The sequence below is a fragment of the Herbaspirillum sp. ST 5-3 genome, assembly GCF_004804275.1.
GTDB lineage: Bacteria > Pseudomonadota > Gammaproteobacteria > Burkholderiales > Burkholderiaceae_D > Noviherbaspirillum.
On record NZ_STGI01000009.1, the window covers coordinates 210,789 to 226,372 of the forward strand.

General features: G+C 60.1%; 18 protein-coding genes. 12 read left to right on the forward strand and 6 right to left on the reverse strand.

The annotated features are described in order from the left end of the window. The first annotated feature begins 40 nt into the window (after positions 1-40). The 6 genes from E6W33_RS18130 (at position 41) to E6W33_RS18155 (ending at position 5,687) form a co-directional block, all read left to right on the forward strand. Positions 41-415 carry a SirB2 family protein gene (locus tag E6W33_RS18130; RefSeq protein ID WP_136418717.1) on the forward strand — a complete coding sequence of 125 codons (375 nt, stop codon included), beginning with the start codon at positions 41-43 and terminating at the stop codon, positions 413-415. 31 nt (positions 416-446) lie between these two features. Next, on the forward strand, positions 447-1,427 hold the full coding sequence (locus E6W33_RS18135) for a GGDEF domain-containing protein (RefSeq protein ID WP_348983166.1): 981 nt from the start codon (positions 447-449) through the stop codon (positions 1,425-1,427). A 108-nt stretch (positions 1,428-1,535) separates the two neighbouring features. Next, positions 1,536-2,900 carry a tRNA 5-hydroxyuridine modification protein YegQ gene (yegQ, locus tag E6W33_RS18140; protein ID WP_136418718.1) on the forward strand — a complete coding sequence of 455 codons (1,365 nt, stop codon included), beginning with the start codon at positions 1,536-1,538 and terminating at the stop codon, positions 2,898-2,900. 95 nt (positions 2,901-2,995) lie between these two features. After that, entirely contained in the window at positions 2,996-3,859 is an 864-nt protein-coding gene (locus tag E6W33_RS18145; RefSeq protein ID WP_136418719.1) for a neutral zinc metallopeptidase, read from the forward strand. A 50-nt stretch (positions 3,860-3,909) separates the two neighbouring features. Then, positions 3,910-4,128, forward strand: coding sequence for an RNA-binding S4 domain-containing protein (locus E6W33_RS18150; protein ID WP_136418720.1), 219 nt, complete (start codon positions 3,910-3,912; stop codon positions 4,126-4,128). 125 nt (positions 4,129-4,253) lie between these two features. Beyond that, on the forward strand, positions 4,254-5,687 hold the full coding sequence (locus tag E6W33_RS18155; RefSeq protein WP_136418721.1) for a 3'-5' exonuclease family protein: 1,434 nt from the start codon (positions 4,254-4,256) through the stop codon (positions 5,685-5,687). A 3-nt stretch (positions 5,688-5,690) separates the two neighbouring features. Here the strand turns inward: E6W33_RS18155 and E6W33_RS18160 are convergent, their stop codons facing one another. Next, positions 5,691-6,038: a helix-turn-helix domain-containing protein gene (locus E6W33_RS18160; protein ID WP_136418722.1), complete on the reverse strand. Its 348-nt coding sequence runs from the start codon at positions 6,036-6,038 to the stop codon at positions 5,691-5,693. 95 nt (positions 6,039-6,133) lie between these two features. On the opposite strand from E6W33_RS18160, the gene E6W33_RS18165 reads away from it, so the two are divergent. Next, positions 6,134-6,703, forward strand: a complete 570-nt coding sequence (locus tag E6W33_RS18165; protein ID WP_136418723.1) for a carboxymuconolactone decarboxylase family protein — start codon at positions 6,134-6,136, stop codon at positions 6,701-6,703. A 92-nt stretch (positions 6,704-6,795) separates the two neighbouring features. Here the strand turns inward: E6W33_RS18165 and phaP are convergent, their stop codons facing one another. Then, the gene (gene phaP, locus E6W33_RS18170; RefSeq protein WP_136418724.1) at positions 6,796-7,347 is read right to left on the reverse strand and encodes a TIGR01841 family phasin; all 552 of its coding nucleotides are present in this window, start codon (positions 7,345-7,347) and stop codon (positions 6,796-6,798) included. Between the two features lie 333 nt (positions 7,348-7,680). Here phaP and E6W33_RS18175 point away from each other — a divergent pair, with 333 nt between their 5' ends. From E6W33_RS18175 to E6W33_RS18190, 4 genes are all read left to right on the forward strand, one after another. Next, positions 7,681-8,688, forward strand: coding sequence for a hypothetical protein (locus E6W33_RS18175; protein WP_136418725.1), 1,008 nt, complete (start codon positions 7,681-7,683; stop codon positions 8,686-8,688). A gap of 188 nt (positions 8,689-8,876) precedes the next feature. Beyond that, complete coding sequence (locus tag E6W33_RS18180) at positions 8,877-9,134, forward strand: DUF2282 domain-containing protein (protein WP_136418726.1); 258 nt, start codon at positions 8,877-8,879, stop codon at positions 9,132-9,134. Positions 9,135-9,154: 20 nt separating this feature from the next. Further along, on the forward strand, positions 9,155-10,792 hold the full coding sequence (locus tag E6W33_RS18185; RefSeq protein ID WP_136418727.1) for a DUF692 family multinuclear iron-containing protein: 1,638 nt from the start codon (positions 9,155-9,157) through the stop codon (positions 10,790-10,792). 4 nt (positions 10,793-10,796) lie between these two features. After that, entirely contained in the window at positions 10,797-11,252 is a 456-nt protein-coding gene (locus E6W33_RS18190; RefSeq protein WP_136418728.1) for a DoxX family protein, read from the forward strand. A 49-nt stretch (positions 11,253-11,301) separates the two neighbouring features. On the opposite strand, the gene E6W33_RS18195 is transcribed toward E6W33_RS18190, so the two are convergent. Then, positions 11,302-12,012: a hypothetical protein gene (locus E6W33_RS18195; RefSeq protein ID WP_136418729.1), complete on the reverse strand. Its 711-nt coding sequence runs from the start codon at positions 12,010-12,012 to the stop codon at positions 11,302-11,304. Positions 12,013-12,294: 282 nt separating this feature from the next. Here E6W33_RS18195 and E6W33_RS18200 point away from each other — a divergent pair, with 282 nt between their 5' ends. Beyond that, positions 12,295-12,954 (forward strand): DsbA family protein, encoded by a 660-nt coding sequence (locus E6W33_RS18200; RefSeq protein ID WP_136418730.1) that lies wholly within the window; start codon positions 12,295-12,297, stop codon positions 12,952-12,954. Between the two features lie 110 nt (positions 12,955-13,064). On the opposite strand, the gene E6W33_RS18205 is transcribed toward E6W33_RS18200, so the two are convergent. From E6W33_RS18205 to E6W33_RS18215, 3 genes are all read right to left on the reverse strand, one after another. Continuing rightward, positions 13,065-13,283, reverse strand: coding sequence for a hypothetical protein (locus E6W33_RS18205; RefSeq protein WP_136418731.1), 219 nt, complete (start codon positions 13,281-13,283; stop codon positions 13,065-13,067). Positions 13,284-13,470: 187 nt separating this feature from the next. Further along, complete coding sequence (locus tag E6W33_RS18210; RefSeq protein WP_136418732.1) at positions 13,471-14,211, reverse strand: beta-ketoacyl-ACP reductase; 741 nt, start codon at positions 14,209-14,211, stop codon at positions 13,471-13,473. 137 nt (positions 14,212-14,348) lie between these two features. Then, complete coding sequence (locus tag E6W33_RS18215) at positions 14,349-15,524, reverse strand: acetyl-CoA C-acetyltransferase (protein ID WP_136418733.1); 1,176 nt, start codon at positions 15,522-15,524, stop codon at positions 14,349-14,351. Positions 15,525-15,584 lie beyond the last annotated feature (60 nt).

The following is a 15,584-nucleotide window of genomic DNA, read 5'->3' on the forward strand; positions in this document are numbered from 1 at the left end:
CGACTCAACGCATGATGCAACCCAAGGCACGCGACAATCGATGAGCTACCTGGCGATCAAATACCTCCACATGACCTGCGCCGCGCTGAGCGGCCTCCTCTTCCTCGCACGCGGCATGCTGATGCTGGCAGACTCGCCGCTGCTGAACCGGCGTCCGCTGAAGATCCTGCCCCATGTGATCGACACCGTTCTGCTGACAAGCGCACTGACGATGGTGGTATGGAGCGGCCAGTACCCCTTCGTGCAGAACTGGCTTACCGCGAAGGTACTCGCCTTGATCGCCTACATTCTCGTCGGCTCCGTGGCCATCAAGCGCGGCAAGACCAAAGGCATCCGCACGGTGGCATTCGTCATTGCGCTGATGTTGTTCGGCTATATCGTGAAAGTGGCATTGACCCGGCAAGTGTGGTGGTAAGAGCCGGTTTTCGGAAAAGACAGCGAGCGAAATGACCTTGGAACCACACACCACTTTCGAAGCATCCGGATACGCGCTCAGCGATATCCAGCTATTCCAGGGAACGTCGCATCAACAAATCGCCGCCCTGCTGGCCGATTGTCCGGTGATACACCTGCAAGCCGGCCAGCCGGTGCAGGAATCGCGGGAGAAAGGCGCACGACTCTATATCGTGCTGAGCGGCGCGCTCAGTCTCACACATATGGACGCACACGCTGCTCCGGGCGATGCGGCGGCCACCAGGATTCTGCCCGGCGAATGCGTGGGCGAGCTGTCGGTGCTGGACGGCGAAGCCAGTTCCGACCACATCAGCACCCTGATGGACTCGGATTTGCTGGTCATTCCTGCCGATACGCTGTGGAAGCTGGTTGACGAGTCCAACGGCGTCGCGCGCAACCTGCTGCGTTTGCTGTCTTTCCGCATTCGCGCCGCCAACGCGCAACTGCGCCGACGCCAGAAGGTCGGCGAGTTCTATCGCCAGTTGTCGATGGTCGACGGCCTGACCGGTCTGCACAATCGCGCATGGCTCAACGACAACCTGCCGGCCATGGTCGAAAACGCACATGTCGTCAACAGCCCGCTGTCGCTGATCATGATCGATATCGATCACTTCAAGCAATTCAACGACGAACACGGCCATGTATCCGGCGATCACGCGCTGCAAGTTGCTGCGAAGGCGATCCGCTCCGGCCTGCGCCCGACCGATTTCGCCGCCCGCTTCGGCGGCGAGGAACTCATCGTCATTCTCCCTGCCGCCAATCAAAAAAGCGCCTTGCTGGTCGCCCAGCGGCTGCGCGACAGCGTACGACAAGCAGCCGTGTTCAGCGAATTGCGGAAACCCCTGCCGCACATCACCGCTTCATTCGGCGTCGCGATGCTGGAGCCCGGGCAGAATGCCGAGGCGCTGATTTCGTCCGCCGATGCAGCCTTGTACCGGGCGAAAGAGGATGGGCGGGACCGGGTGGCGATGTAGGGTTGGTCAAAACTGGTCTGGCATAGCCACGACTTGCAAGGTTATCAAGAATATAGCGACTTCCTGCCCGGTATAATGTCGGGTTCCGCTCGATCTGGATATCGCATCATGCTCCGCTCTCCCGAACTCCTCCTGCCCGCCGGTTCCCTGGCAAAAATGCACGCCGCCTTCGATTATGGCGCCGACGCCGTTTATGCCGGCCAGCCGCGCTACAGCCTGCGCGCCCGCAATAATGAATTCTCGTCGCTGGAGTCACTCGCCGCGGGTATCGGCGAAGCCCACGCGCGTGGCAAATTGTTCTTCGTCGCCAGCAACATCTTTGCGCACAACGCCAAGCTGAAGACCTACCTGCGCGACATGGAACCCGTGATCGCGATGAAGCCGGATGCCTTGATCATGGCCGACCCCGGCCTGATCATGATGGTGCGCGACAAATGGCCGGAAGTGCCGGTCCACCTGTCGGTACAGGCGAATGCGGTGAACTGGGCCGACGTGAAGTTCTGGCAGCGCATGGGTCTGACGCGCGTGATCCTGTCGCGCGAACTGTCGCTCGACGAAATCGAGGAAATCCGCCAGCAATGCCCGGACATGGAACTCGAAGTCTTCGTGCATGGTGCCTTGTGCATCGCCTACTCGGGACGCTGCCTGTTGTCCGGCTACTTCAATCATCGCGATCCCAACCAGGGCACTTGCACCAATTCCTGCCGCTGGGACTACAAGGTAATGAATGCCTCGGAAGATGCGAGCGGCGATATCGCCCGCGTACCAGTGGAAGCCATCCAGTTCAATTACCAGCAGGCGCTGGAAGAAGCGAACCAGTCCTTCGCCGCGCTGGGCGACACGCCGCGGCATCCGCTGGCCGACCGCCCCTACCTGATCGAGGAAGCCGGTCGTCCCGGCCAGTTGATGCCGATACTCGAAGACGAGCATGGCACCTACATCATGAATTCCAAGGACCTGCGCGCGGTCGAGCATGTCGAGCGCCTGGTGAAGATCGGCGTCGACTCGCTGAAGGTCGAAGGCCGCACCAAGTCCTTGTACTACGTCGCACGCACCGCGCAAGTCTATCGCCGCGCAATCGACGATGCGGTCGCGGGGCGGCCTTTCGACGAAAGCCTGCTTGGCGAATTGCAGGGCCTGGCCAACCGCGGCTATACCGATGGCTTCTACCAGCGCCACCATACGCAGGAATACCAGAACTACATGAGCGGCGTATCCGAAGTGCATCGCAGTCATTACGTGGGCGATGTGCAATCGGTCGTCGATGGCTGGGCGGAAGTTGAAGTAAAGAATCGTTTTTCGGTCGGCGATCGGCTCGAGATCATCCACCCTGCCGGCAATCAGGTCGTGACGCTTGCCGACATGCGCACGCAGGAAGGCGAACCACTACGTGTCGCCGCCGGCAGCGGACACCGTGTCCGCATACCGCTGGATGCACGCTACGAGAAGGCCTTGCTGGCACGCCTGCTTTGATCTTGCCCTGACGCACTTCGCGAAGTGCAGATCCCGCTGCTTGTTTGGCGCAAACCGTCTATGCTGAACAGATGTTTGCATAATGGAGACAAGGCATGAAGTGGGAAGGCAATCGCGAAAGCGAGAACGTGGAAGACCGTCGCGGCGCGGGCGGCTTCGGATTGGGCGGCCGCTCGGTCGGCCTGGGCACCATCGCGATCGCGGTGATCGCATCGTATTTCCTGGGCGTCAGCCCGATGACCATACTGAGCATCCTGACGGGCGGCCAGGGGCAGATTTCGACGGTCCAGCAAGCGCCGCAGCAATCCGCCGAGTCGGACCAGATGAAGAAATTCGTATCGACGGTTCTGGCCGATACCGAAGACACCTGGACCGAATTGTTCCGCGAGCAAGGCGCAAGCTACGTCGATCCGCACCTCGTCTTGTTCTCCGGCAGCACGCCGACTGCCTGCGGCACCGGCGTGTCGGCGACGGGACCGTTCTATTGTCCGGGCGATCAGAAAATCTACATCGACCTGAGCTTCTACCGGCTCATGCGCGAACGCTTTCGCGTCTCGGGCGAGTTCGCGCAGGCCTATGTGATCGCGCATGAAGTCGGTCACCATGTGCAGAACCTGATGGGTATCTCGGCCAAGGTCGAGAACACGCGGCGACGTGCTTCGGAAAGGCAGGCCAACGCGCTATCGGTACGGCTGGAACTGCAGGCCGATTGCTTTGCCGGCGTCTGGGCCAATCACGCGGACCGGACGCGCGACATCCTTGAAGCCGGCGATGTGGAAGCCGCGCTCAATGCCGCCAGCGCCATAGGCGACGATGCCTTGCAGCGTCAATCGCAAGGCGAAGTGGTGCCCGATTCATTCACGCACGGCAGCTCCGCGCAGCGGGTGCACTGGTTCAAGCGCGGCATCGAAACCGGGAAGGTCGGCGCCTGCAATACCTTCGAGGCGCGGCAGCTCTGATCCGTTACAATGCAGCCTCTTCTCGCCACGCAAGACCAACAAGGAAAAAGATGCAATCCCTCGAATTCAGCCTTCATGGCGACTACGTCGAACTCAACCAGCTGCTGAAACTGGTTGGCGTTTGCGACAGCGGCGGAGCCGGCAAGGCGATCGTCGCAGCCGGCGAGGTATCGGTGGACGGCAAGCTCGAATTGCGCAAGACCGCCAAGATCCGCGCAGGACAAGTCGTCACGCTGGGCGATGTGCGCATTCGCGTTGTTGCCGGCTGAACTTTTCCCGGCAGTCACAGTCAATACATGGTTATGCCTTCTTCGGCGCTCCGCCGGAGAATTTTCATTCCTTGCTGTGATCGGCGTTGTGCGTCGCCAGCACTTCATCGCGGAATGGCGACCTCATGTTGAACCACTACAGCAAACTGATTTTCATCGACCTCGAGACCACCGGGCCGAATCCCCTCTGCGACCGCATCACCGAGATCGGCATGGTCGAGGTCTCTGCCGCCGGCGTGCAGCGCTGGTCGACACTGGTGAATCCGGAAATGCCGATCCCGCCCTTCATCCAGCAACTAACCGGCATCAACGATGACATGGTGCGCGATGCGCCGACTATCGACATGGTGCGCGACGAGCTGGTACGGCGGCTGAGCGATGGTTTGTTCATCGCGCACAACGCGCGTTTCGACTACGGTTTTCTGCGCCATGCATTCAAGCGCTTCGACGCGAACTTGCGCTGCGAAGTGCTGTGCACGGTGAAGCTGTCGCGAAAATTGTTTCCCAACGAGATCAAGCACAGCCTGGACGCGCTGGTGGAGCGCCACAAACTGGCAGCGCACACCCGCCATCGCGCGCTGGCCGATGCCGACCTGCTATGGCAATTCTGGCGCAAGCTGGAAGCAACCCTGCCCGCCGAGATGCTGCTCGATTCCATTCAGCAGCTGCTGCATCGCCCCAACCTGCCCGCGCATCTCGATCCCGATCAGCTGGACGATCTGCCCGACGGCCCGGGCGTCTACGTGTTCTACGGCGAACATGACGTCCCGCTGCATGTCGGCAAGGCCGCGCATCTGCGCCAGCGCGTCCTGTCCCACTTTCATACCGACCATCCGTCGTACAAGGACATGCACCTGGCGCGCCAGGTCCGTCGGCTGGAATGGCATGAGACGGCGGGAGACGTCGGCGCGCAATTGCTGCACGCGCAGTTGAGCAAGGGCCTGCAACCGGTGCATGACTGCGGTCAGCGCCGCGAAACGGAGCTGTGTTCGTGGCAATTGCGCCCCGATGCGTCCGGCGCCTTGCGCCCGTTCCTCGTGTACGCACGCGATGTCGATTTCTGCAAGGCGCAAGGTTTGCACGGGCTGTTCACATCGCGCGAAAAGGCACAAACGGCCTTGCGTGCGCTGGCCGAGCAACACGGATTATGCCTGGCGATGCTCGGACTTGCGCATCGTCCGCAGCCCGGCCAGCCCTGTGCCGGGAGCCTTTCCCAACGCTGCATGCAGGAGTGCGTCGACAGGGGCCGGCCCGATCGACAGCAGGAACGCCTGCTGCAGGCGCTGTCTTCCATCCGCATCCAGTCTTGGCCCTATGGCGGTCCGGTTGCTATCGTAGAGGCCGGCGCCGATGGACGGCGTGATATGCACGTGGTCGATCACTGGAGCAGCCTCGGCACCGTGCATGAAGAACACGATGTGCAGCAGCTGCTGCTGGAAGCCGCTGCCCGCCCGGACTTCGATCTCGACAACTACAAGATCCTGTCGCGCGCACTGAAACTCGGCAAGGTGGAAGTGCGTCCGCTCCATTCCTCGCAAGCTGCGCGCGTCGCGCGATAAGTCCTACTTGCCGCGCGCCTTCGCCAGCTGCTTCTTCTGCCATTGCTCGGCCCACTGATGCAAAGGCATCAGCGACGCCAGCAACTGTCTCCCCTGCCCGCTCAAGGTATAGCCGCCCGGTTCTTCAAGCACAACGATGTCCGCGTCACGCAGTTCGCGCAGACGCTGGTTGAGCACCGTCGGCGACATGTCGTCGCAATGTTCGCGCAACGCGCGAAATGTCAGCGGCTCGTCGCGCAATTCCCACAGTATGCGCAACACCCAGCGCCGTCCGAGCAAATCGAGCAGCACCATGATCGGGCGACCAGTACGCGATCCGCGCACCGGCACTCCAGGTTTCGGTAAAGCCATCTCCCCTCCGCTACATAAACCGTAGCCGTATGCTACAGTAAACGTAGCTTTCCGTCCAGACGGATGCGCTTTCCATTCACCATCAGGAGAACATAATGAGTTTACTCCCCGCATCGCCACGCATTGCCCCGGCGGAAGCGCCGTACGATGCATCCATTGCAGACGCGTTCGCGCGCATCATGCCGCCCGGTCGTGAGCCCCTCAACCTGTTTCGGACGATGGCGCGCAATCCGCGCGTCCTTCAACGCATCTTTGCCGGAAGTCTGCTTGACCCAGGTACGCTATCCTTGCGCGAACGCGAGCTCGTGATTCTTCGCACTTGCGCGCGCTGCAACTCGGAATACGAGTGGGGCGTGCATGTCGCGTTTTTTGGGAAGCGTGCGGGATTGAGCAAGGAGCAGATTGCCGCGACACTTCCAGCCGCGGACAACAGCGACGCCTGGACTGACGGCGAGGCCTTGCTGATTCAACTGGCGGACCAATTGCACGATAGCGCCTGCATATCGGACATGCTGTGGGAACAACTGGCCGACAACTTCACGCCGGAGCAATTGCTGGAGCTGGTTGCGTTGATTGGCGCTTACCACACGATCTCGTACATGACGAATGCCTTCCGCGTCGTACTCGAGCCGGATGCCGCGCGATTTGCGGCCATTGCATCGTAGACGAACGAACCGGTACGCCGGTATTCATCCGCGCCAAAGAAAAACGGGCCGCAATGCGGCCCGTTCCTCAAGGTTTGAAACGCGTCAGCGCATCAGCTCTTGGTGACCGCGGCAACTTGCGACAAGCTGTTCACGGCTGTCGTCATGTTCGACTCCATGACTTCGACTGCCTGCTTGGCGGTCTTGGTCAGTTGCTCGTAGCCGTTGCTGGCGGTGCCGATCGCTGTCTTGACGATGGTAACGAGGTTTTCGGAGCCGACCGGCGCCTTCTTTGCTGCTTCTTCAACCAGCTCGCTCATCTTGCGGCTGATTTGCGCAACCTGCGCTTCGGCAGCCTTGGTGAATTCAGCCTGGGCAGCGCCGGTGATGCTGGCGAAGTGGTTGCCGTAGGCGACCGCCTTTTCAAACTTCGGCGCGGCTTGCGAGCTGAGGATGGACAGGAATTCCTGCGGATCCTTCGCGGTCAGCATCTGGCGGGTTGCGGCGGAAGTTTCTTCCATCGACATACGAACCGTGGCGATATTCAGATTGACCAGTTTCTCGACGCTCTCGAGCGCCTTGTTGGTGAGGGAGGTGTACAGCGCGAGATTGGCTTCGAGGTTGGCTTTGGTTGCTACGGAAATCTGGTCTTGAATCGGAAACATGAAAACTCCTGAACGGTGGTGCAAACGAGCGGGTGGCGTGACGAAAAATGTTGTCAAACTTTGCTGCGAAGCAGCATCGACAATTCTAGAGATCGACCGCCGCAAGTACAAGCATCTTTTTGTGCGATGCAGAACTTTATTTCCCGATTCTGTACGTCCTGATAATGTTCGATGTCACCTGCATAATCCTTGGTCATGAAGACGCATTCTCTTCGTACCATTTCAATACGCATTGTTGAAAATCCGGCTAATATGAAATGAAAATTCCGTCGAAGTACAGTCGATTCGTCCACCCGGAAGTCATCGGAAACGAATTATCAGGGATAGGCAAAGATGGACAACGAAAATCCGCGCGCCCGCCTCTATTATCTGTTTGGCGCAAACAGCCCTCAGAAATCTTCATGGCTGGAACGCTTGCCGGCTGGTTTGTTTGCAATCTCGGTCGGCTTGTTCGGCTTGCTCGCAGCATGGCGCCGGGCAGCCGCTTACCGATGGGATTTCGCCGCAGATGTCAGTGAACTGCTGATCTGGCCGGTGACCGCCATCTGGGGCGCATCCCTGCTGCTGTACATCCTCAAGTGCAGGTTCTATCCGAAGGCGGTGATGCGCGAGTACAGGCATCCGGTACACGGATCGCTGCAAGCACTGATACCGCTGTCGATACTGCTGGCCGTCATCCAATTCAAGCAGCCCGGGCAGGACGTATGGCTGGTATTGACGCTGCTGGCGCTGGGCTTGAACCTGATCATCGCGCTACCCGTCGTCTCCGTGCTCGCCACGGGCCAGATGCCTTCCAATGCCGTCACACCCGCACTTTACCTGCCTGTCGTCGGCGGCGCGCTGATCGGCGGCATGACGCTGGGCGCGCTGCATTATCCGGGATGGGGCGCCCTGCTGTTCGGCACCGGGATATCGGGCTGGGCGCTGCTCGAAGCGCGCATTCTCAGCACCTTGTTTGAAGGCCCTATGCCGGAGGCGGTGCGCCCTACGATAGGCGTGGAACTGGCGCCGCCCACCATTGCAACCCTGACGGCAGCGACCATCTGGCCGGAGTTGCCGGGTGAAGCGCTGGCAATCGGATTGGGACTGTCGATCGGTCCTTTTGTCGGCGTGATGGTGCGCTATCACTGGTGGACCAAGGTTCCCTTCTCGATCGGCTTCTGGTCGTTCTCGTTTCCACTGGCAGCACTGGCCAGCGTGATGCTGGAAACCGTCCACCGCGGCGGCTGGCCGCTCTGGATCGGCATCCTGGCGCTGGTGCTGGCGTCGACGGTTATCGCATTCCTCAGCTTGCGCACCCTGATCCTGCTGGCACAAGGCAGGCTGTTCCCGAACCAGTAAAGCGGCACCGCGTCATTCCTCACTCCCTGCTCCCCTGCCGGCACCATCCGTCCATTGGGTGGTGCCGGCTCTCCTGAAAAAAATAATGGTGGTGTTGTAAGTAATCCGGATCTGGCGCGACTACTGTTCAGCCGGATCACCGGCTCTTTATATATCCGATCCATTTTTATTGATTGAAGGAGAGTTCCATGAACAAACGCCACGCCCTGCTCGCTACCGCCCTTGCCACCGTTTGCATCGCCGGTCTCGGCACCGCCCATGCCGCCGACAGCGACAAGGAGAAATGCTTCGGCATCGCCAAGGCCGGCCAGAACGATTGCGCCAGCGTTACCGGCACGCATTCTTGTGCGGGTCAGGCCAAGAAGGACAAGGATCCGACTGAATTCAAACTCGTCGCCAAAGGCACTTGCACCCAGATGGGCGGCAAGATGAGCGCGTCGAAGTAATATCAGTGCGGAGCCGCGCCATGCCGCATTCTGACCAATCATCGCTTGCACGGCTGGGTTTCGGAGTCGGCTTGCGGGCTCCGCACTACCGCGAATTTCTCGACAAGCGACCGAGGGTCGATTGGCTTGAGGCCCATACGGAAAATTATGTCGAGGCAGGCGGATGGGATGCGCATGTGCTGCAGCGCTTGCGCGAGGATTATCCGATTAGCCTGCATGGCGTCGGCATGGGTATCGGCTCGGCGCGCGGGTTTTCCGAACGCCATCTGGAGAAGGTGCGCGAGCTCGTTTTGCGCATTGAACCAGCGCTGGTATCCGAACATCTTTGCTGGGGCGCGGTGGACGACCGTCATTTGAACGATCTGCTGCCGATGCCATTGACGCGCGAAGCCTTGACGCTGATCTGCGAACGCGTCGATCGCATCCAGGAAGTGCTGGGAAGACAGATCCTGCTCGAAAACGTGTCGACCTATTTGCGCTACCGCGATGATGCGATGAGCGAGGCGGAATTCCTTGCAGCGGTCGCAGCGCGCACCGGGTGCGGCATTCTGCTCGACATCAATAATCTCTACGTCAATCTTTGCAATCACAATGAAGACCCGATCGCGGCGATGGCGTCGATCGCACCGGCCAGCGTGGTCGAAATGCATCTGGCGGGGCACCTCGTAACGCCCGATGCGGTCATCGATCATCACGGCGACCGTGTGGCGGATTCGGTATGGGATTTATATGAAAAGGCCGTACGACGCTTCGGCCGGGTAGCGACCCTGATCGAATGGGATACCGACATTCCTGCACTCGATGTGCTGCTCGATGAAGCGCAGCATGCGCGGCATATCGCGAACGCCGTACAGCAATGCATGGAAGCCGAAAGGATCGCGCTGTCGCAACAAGCATTTTCCAATGCGCTGTTGGACGCGAAGACCGAAGTACTGGTGCTGCCCCTGTTCAAGGGCGATGCGCAGCTTGCGGAACAGCGTCTTGCCCTGTATCGCGGCAACCTCACCGGCAACTGGGACAAGACATTGTCGTCCGCCTATCCGGTCCTGAAGACACTGGTCGGCGAGGAGTTCTTCACTGCCCTCGTGCGCGCCTATGGCAAGGCCTATCCCTCCAGAGTGGGCGACCTGAATCAGTTCGGTGCGGAGTTCCCGCACTTCCTCGAAACGTTTGCGCATGTGGCCGACTATCCGTATTTCCCGGACATGGCACGCCTGGAGTGGATGCTGCACCGCGCGCATTATGCGTCGAATGCGGATGCGATCGATCCGGGGAAGTTGATGCAACTGCAGCCCGAACAGCTCGATGGCGCGCGCTTCATCCTGCATCCGGCATGCCGGCTGTTCGCCTCGACCTGGGCCGTGGTTGAACTATGGCAGGCGCACCAAACAGACCTGGATGCGGAATTTCCGCGCGAGATTGCGCATGCCAGTCATGCGCTGATCGTGCGGCCGCAATGGAAGGCCGGTGTCTTGCCGCTGACGCAGGCCGAGCATGCCGCGCTGATGGCGCTGCAGCAAGGGCACGCATTGGGTACGGCGCTCGATGCGGCGCTTGCGGTGGATGCGGATTTCGACTTTGGCGCATATCTGCAGCAGTGCTTGCGGCATAAAGTGCTGGTCGATATCGAATTGAACGAACACACTGTGAAGGAGTGAGAGGATGGAATCGATTCTGCGATTGCACCGCGACGTGATCCGATACGATGCACGGATCACCGATTGGGCCGGCTCACTGCTGAGCCTGGCGATTCGGCTGTTCGTCGGCTGGCAGTTCTTCAAGGCCGGCATGGTGAAGGTCAGCGATTGGGACGCGACGCTTGCGCTGTTCCAGTATGAATATCACGTCCCGCTGCTGCCGCCCGCGCTGGCCGCATGGATGGGCGCATCGGGCGAACTGGTATTCCCGGTGCTGCTCGCGCTCGGCCTGCTGACGCGGCCCGCCGCGCTGGGCCTGTTTGTTGTCAATGCGATGGCAGTGCTGTCGTATCCGGCATTGTTCACATTTGAATGCCCGGCAGCGATCAATGACCACTTCTATTGGGGTGCGCTGCTGCTGGTGCTGGTTGGCTTTGGGGCGGGACGGATTTCGCTGGATGACTGGCTGTCGCGGAAATAGCAGCCCGGGCCGGGCTCGATGCCCGGCCGGCAGTGGTGACCGATCGAGATTACAGCGTCTCGGTACGCCTGTTCCCCCGTCGATCGGCGGAATGGGAAGAGACGCGGAATTCGAGGTTGGTGATGCCGACTGCTCCGGGCGGGCCGGCGACAAAACCGAAGCCTTGCTTCACCGGAAACAGGCAGTTGTCGCGCAGCATCAAATCGGTATGGCAGTTGGGCGTCGGGCTGTACAAGTGCGGCTTGATTTCATCCCAGACGGGCTCGGTGACCCAGCCGTAGAGATACAGCTGGTGCGGATACAGCGAGCTGTCGGATTCAATGTAGCCCTTCTGGTTCTTCTGCAGCGGCGGCTTGGACGGCAAACTGTTGGAGACGGACAGCTCGACCGATCCCTCGCCGATCGGGAAGGCTTCCTCGTTCTGGAAGGTCGCATACGCCAGCCGCAGATGCCATCGGCAGGTCAGGGTGATGTTCTTTTCCATGCCCACTTTTTCGGTGGCCATCGACAGGCCGTCGGCCACCGTCAGCTGCGTGCAGGTGACCTGCCCGATCAGCGTCGGTTCCAGCTTGCGGAATTCGTCGAGATTTTCGTGCAGATTCCAGAAAAACCACTTTACCCGCTCGCCCTCGCTCATCTCGGCCAGGTCGGAAATCGGCCGGGAGCCGTGAGATTCAATCATCCGCATCACTTCCTTGCGTGATTTTTCATGCGCGTCATCAATTTCGGTACCAAATCGCTGGATGTAATCGCTCCGCATAAAGCTCTCCAAGAGTCGCCTGCAAATAATTCAGTGTAGAACCCATTTCGCAAAAAAACAGGGGTGCGAGGCCCGCGCATACCGAATCACCGGCATGCGACGACACCGGCCTCTTGCGGGTAGATCATTTGTCCATGAAGTTAGTTCAGGAAGCGGCGGCGGATTTTGCGCGTATTTCGCGGAAAAGGGACGGATTTCGGGCGATACTCGGCGTTAGAACGCGATGCACGCCGGGGTAGTATGCAAGCTGGACATTCCTTATCAACTCAAAGAAAGAGCCCTATGCCGAGCCTCATTTACATAGCCGATCCGATGTGTTCCTGGTGCTACGGCTTCGGGCCTGAGCTCGCGGCGCTGCTGGAAGGCTTGCCCGGCATGCCGATCGAAATCGTGGTCGGCGGACTGCGGCCGTATGCGACGAAGCCGATGGATGCGTCATTGAAGGAATCGCTGCTGGAACACTGGCACAAGGTGGCCGACCAGACCGGCCTGCCGTTTTCCTACGACGGCTTGTCACGCGAAGGCTTTATCTATAACACCGAGCCGGCGTGCCGGGCAGTCGTCGCAGCGCGCATGCTGGCGCCGAAAGCGTCGCTGTTCGCGTTCCATGAAATCCAGCGCGCCTTCTATTCCGAAGGACAGGATGTGACGCAGGGCAAGGTTCTGGCATCGATTGTCGTCAAGGCCTTGAGCGAGTCCGGATTTCCGACGGATGAGGAGACCTTCCTGACAGTCTGGAATTCGGACGCCGCGATCACGGCCACGCGCGATGATTTCCTGCAGGCCGAACGCTGGGGCGTCAGCGGTTTTCCGACCCTGGTGCTGGAACGCGACGGACAACTGGATATGGTCACGGCCGGTTATGTCTCGATGCCGAAACTGATCGACTTGCTGCAGGAGATCGTGGACAAGAACCAGCCGCAGGCGGGCAGCCCGAGCTGATCGAAACTTCCTGCGGCAATAAAAAAACCCGGCGCCATTTTCGTGGCGCCGGGTTTTTTGCTGTTCGGCGTGCGGCCCCGGAGGGCCTTGCTTGCAGCTTGCTTCGCTGCTTACTTGGCAGCGGCTTTCTTGGCCTTGGCGTGCTTGACATGCTTGACGTGCTTGGCCTTCTTCGCCTTCTTGACCTTCTTGGCCGGCTTGGCTGCCGGTTCCGCCGGAGTCGCGGCAGCTGCCGGAGCAGCCGGCGTTGCGGGAGCAGCAGGAGTTTGTGCAAATGCGGTGCCTGCGGCAAACGCGGCGGCAATCAGGGCAGCGATCAGTTTTTTCATGTTACGTATCCTTGGAGTTGAATGTAGACAGACTCTACCCTTCCACTAACGCGCAGGCCGGAATTTTGTTGACTGGAAACGCGACATTTTCTGACGTTGACAGGCGCTCGCACCACAAAAAAGCGCGGATGAACCCAGGGGCCCATCCGCGCTCTTGACTGAACGCCAACTGTGACGCTTTTACCGGTCAATACATATGCTGGCCACCGTTGATGGCGATATTCGCGCCGGTCAGGAAAGCCGCTTCATCGGATGCCAGATAGGCAACCAGGCCCGCCACTTCCTCCGGCTTGCCGAGACGGCCCATCGGGATTTGCGGAATGATTTTACTGTCGAGCACCTCTTTGGGGATGGCCATCACCATCTTGGTGCCGATATAGCCCGGCGAGATGGTGTTGACCGTGACGCCCTTGCGCGCGACTTCCAGCGCCAGCGCCTTGGTGAAGCCGTGCATGCCGGCTTTCGCTGCCGAGTAGTTGGTCTGGCCGAACGCGCCCTTCTGGCCGTTGACGGAAGAAATGTTGATGATGCGGCCCCAGCCGCGGTCCGCCATGCCGTCGCATACCGGCTTGGTCATGTTGAAGACGGAATCGAGGTTGGTCCTGATCACCGCATCCCAATTGACCTTGTCCATCTTCTTGAACGTCATGTCGCGCGTGATGCCGGCATTATTGACCAGCACATCGACCGGACCGATTTCCTCGGTGATTTTCGTGATGCATGCCTGTGCCGAATCAAAGTCCGCGACGTCGCACGGATATGCACGGAAATTGAAGCCCTGCTGCTCCATCGAGCTCAGCCACTCCGCAGCCTTGGTGTTGCCGGGTGAATGGGTAGTGACAACCTGGTAACCGAGCGCAGCCATCTTGATACAGATTGCTTCGCCAAGACCTCCCATACCGCCTGTGACTAATGCGACTCTTGCCATGTTCGTTTCTCTCTATGTCGAATGCGATGAAAAAATCTGCCAACCATCGGGGAAACGGCATGCCAAGAGTGCTTCGGACGACGTCGCCGAATGCGGCTCACCAACCGTGCGCATCTCCCCTTTTTGCTCCGTGTCGCTTAACGCTCCACAGCCAATGCAACACCCATGCCACCGCCTATGCACAGGCTGGCAAGGCCGCGCTTGACGTCGCGGCGAATCATTTCGTGCAGCAGCGTGACGAGGATGCGGCAGCCCGATGCGCCGATCGGATGGCCGATCGCGATGGCGCCGCCGTTCACGTTGATCTTGCTGGTATCCCAGCCCATTTCCTTGTTGACGCCGAGCGCCTGCGCGGCGAACGCCTCGTTGATCTCCATGAGTTCGAGGTCCTGATGCGTCCAGCCGGCCTTCTTCAGGCACAGCTGCGTAGCCGGAACCGGGCCCATGCCCATGATGCTCGGATCAACGCCGGCGGAGGAATACGCCTTGATGCGCGCCATCGGCTTCAGGCCAAGCTCGTCGGCCTTCCTGGCCGACATCATGATGACGGCCGCTGCGCCGTCGTTGATGCCGGACGCGTTGCCGGCGGTGACGGTGCCATCCTTGGCAAAGGCGGGACGCAGGCTGGCCAGCGCATCGAGCGTGACGCCCGGCTTGATGAATTCATCGGTGTCGAAGGTGACTGTGCCCTTTTTCGACGCAATTTCGAAAGGAATGATTTCATCCTTGAACTTGCCGGCCTTCTGCGCGGCTTCCGCCTTGTTCTGCGACGCGACGGAAAACTCGTCCTGCTCCTGGCGCGAGATGCCGTACTTCTTCGCGACGTTCTCGGCGGTGATGCCCATGTGGTACTGGTTGTAGACGTCCCACAATCCGTCGACGATCATGGTATCGACCAGCTTGGCGTCGCCCATGCGGAAGCCATCGCGCGAGCCGTTCAGCACATGCGGGGAAGCGCTCATGTTTTCCTGGCCGCCGGCGATGACGATTTCCGCGTCGCCGCTCTTGATGGCCTGTGCCGCGAGGTGCGTTGCGCGCAGGCCGCTGCCGCACACCATATTGATCGTCATGCCCGGGACCATGTCAGGGAGACCGGCGCGGATCACCGCCTGCCGCGCAGGGTTCTGGCCCACGCCAGCGGTCAAGACCTGTCCCATGATCACCTCGCTCACCTGATCCGGAGCGATGCCGGTCTTTGCGAGCAGAGTCTTGATCACATGGGCACCGAGGTCCGAGGCAGCGACCTTGGCCAGGCTGCCGCCGAATTTCCCGACGGCGGTGCGGCCTGCGGCGACGATTACGACATCATTCATTTCAATCTCCCTGGAAACGACAAACAATACAGTGACGACTCGCCCAGACGCTACGCGGCG

Bases quoted from the DNA above. Each gene is read 5' to 3' on its own strand.
- E6W33_RS18130 (WP_136418717.1), top strand. From the start codon at position 41: ATGAGCTACCTGGCGATCAAATACCTCCACATGACCTGCGCCGCGCTG.
- E6W33_RS18135 (WP_348983166.1), top strand. From the start codon at position 447: ATGACCTTGGAACCACACACCACTTTCGAAGCATCCGGATACGCGCTC.
- yegQ (WP_136418718.1), top strand. From the start codon at position 1,536: ATGCTCCGCTCTCCCGAACTCCTCCTGCCCGCCGGTTCCCTGGCAAAA.
- E6W33_RS18145 (WP_136418719.1), top strand. From the start codon at position 2,996: ATGAAGTGGGAAGGCAATCGCGAAAGCGAGAACGTGGAAGACCGTCGC.
- E6W33_RS18150 (WP_136418720.1), top strand. From the start codon at position 3,910: ATGCAATCCCTCGAATTCAGCCTTCATGGCGACTACGTCGAACTCAAC.
- E6W33_RS18155 (WP_136418721.1), top strand. From the start codon at position 4,254: ATGTTGAACCACTACAGCAAACTGATTTTCATCGACCTCGAGACCACC.
- E6W33_RS18160 (WP_136418722.1), bottom strand. From the start codon at position 6,038: ATGGCTTTACCGAAACCTGGAGTGCCGGTGCGCGGATCGCGTACTGGT.
- E6W33_RS18165 (WP_136418723.1), top strand. From the start codon at position 6,134: ATGAGTTTACTCCCCGCATCGCCACGCATTGCCCCGGCGGAAGCGCCG.
- phaP (WP_136418724.1), bottom strand. From the start codon at position 7,347: ATGTTTCCGATTCAAGACCAGATTTCCGTAGCAACCAAAGCCAACCTC.
- E6W33_RS18175 (WP_136418725.1), top strand. From the start codon at position 7,681: ATGGACAACGAAAATCCGCGCGCCCGCCTCTATTATCTGTTTGGCGCA.
- E6W33_RS18180 (WP_136418726.1), top strand. From the start codon at position 8,877: ATGAACAAACGCCACGCCCTGCTCGCTACCGCCCTTGCCACCGTTTGC.
- E6W33_RS18185 (WP_136418727.1), top strand. From the start codon at position 9,155: ATGCCGCATTCTGACCAATCATCGCTTGCACGGCTGGGTTTCGGAGTC.
- E6W33_RS18190 (WP_136418728.1), top strand. From the start codon at position 10,797: ATGGAATCGATTCTGCGATTGCACCGCGACGTGATCCGATACGATGCA.
- E6W33_RS18195 (WP_136418729.1), bottom strand. From the start codon at position 12,012: ATGCGGAGCGATTACATCCAGCGATTTGGTACCGAAATTGATGACGCG.
- E6W33_RS18200 (WP_136418730.1), top strand. From the start codon at position 12,295: ATGCCGAGCCTCATTTACATAGCCGATCCGATGTGTTCCTGGTGCTAC.
- E6W33_RS18205 (WP_136418731.1), bottom strand. From the start codon at position 13,283: ATGAAAAAACTGATCGCTGCCCTGATTGCCGCCGCGTTTGCCGCAGGC.
- E6W33_RS18210 (WP_136418732.1), bottom strand. From the start codon at position 14,211: ATGGCAAGAGTCGCATTAGTCACAGGCGGTATGGGAGGTCTTGGCGAA.
- E6W33_RS18215 (WP_136418733.1), bottom strand. From the start codon at position 15,524: ATGAATGATGTCGTAATCGTCGCCGCAGGCCGCACCGCCGTCGGGAAA.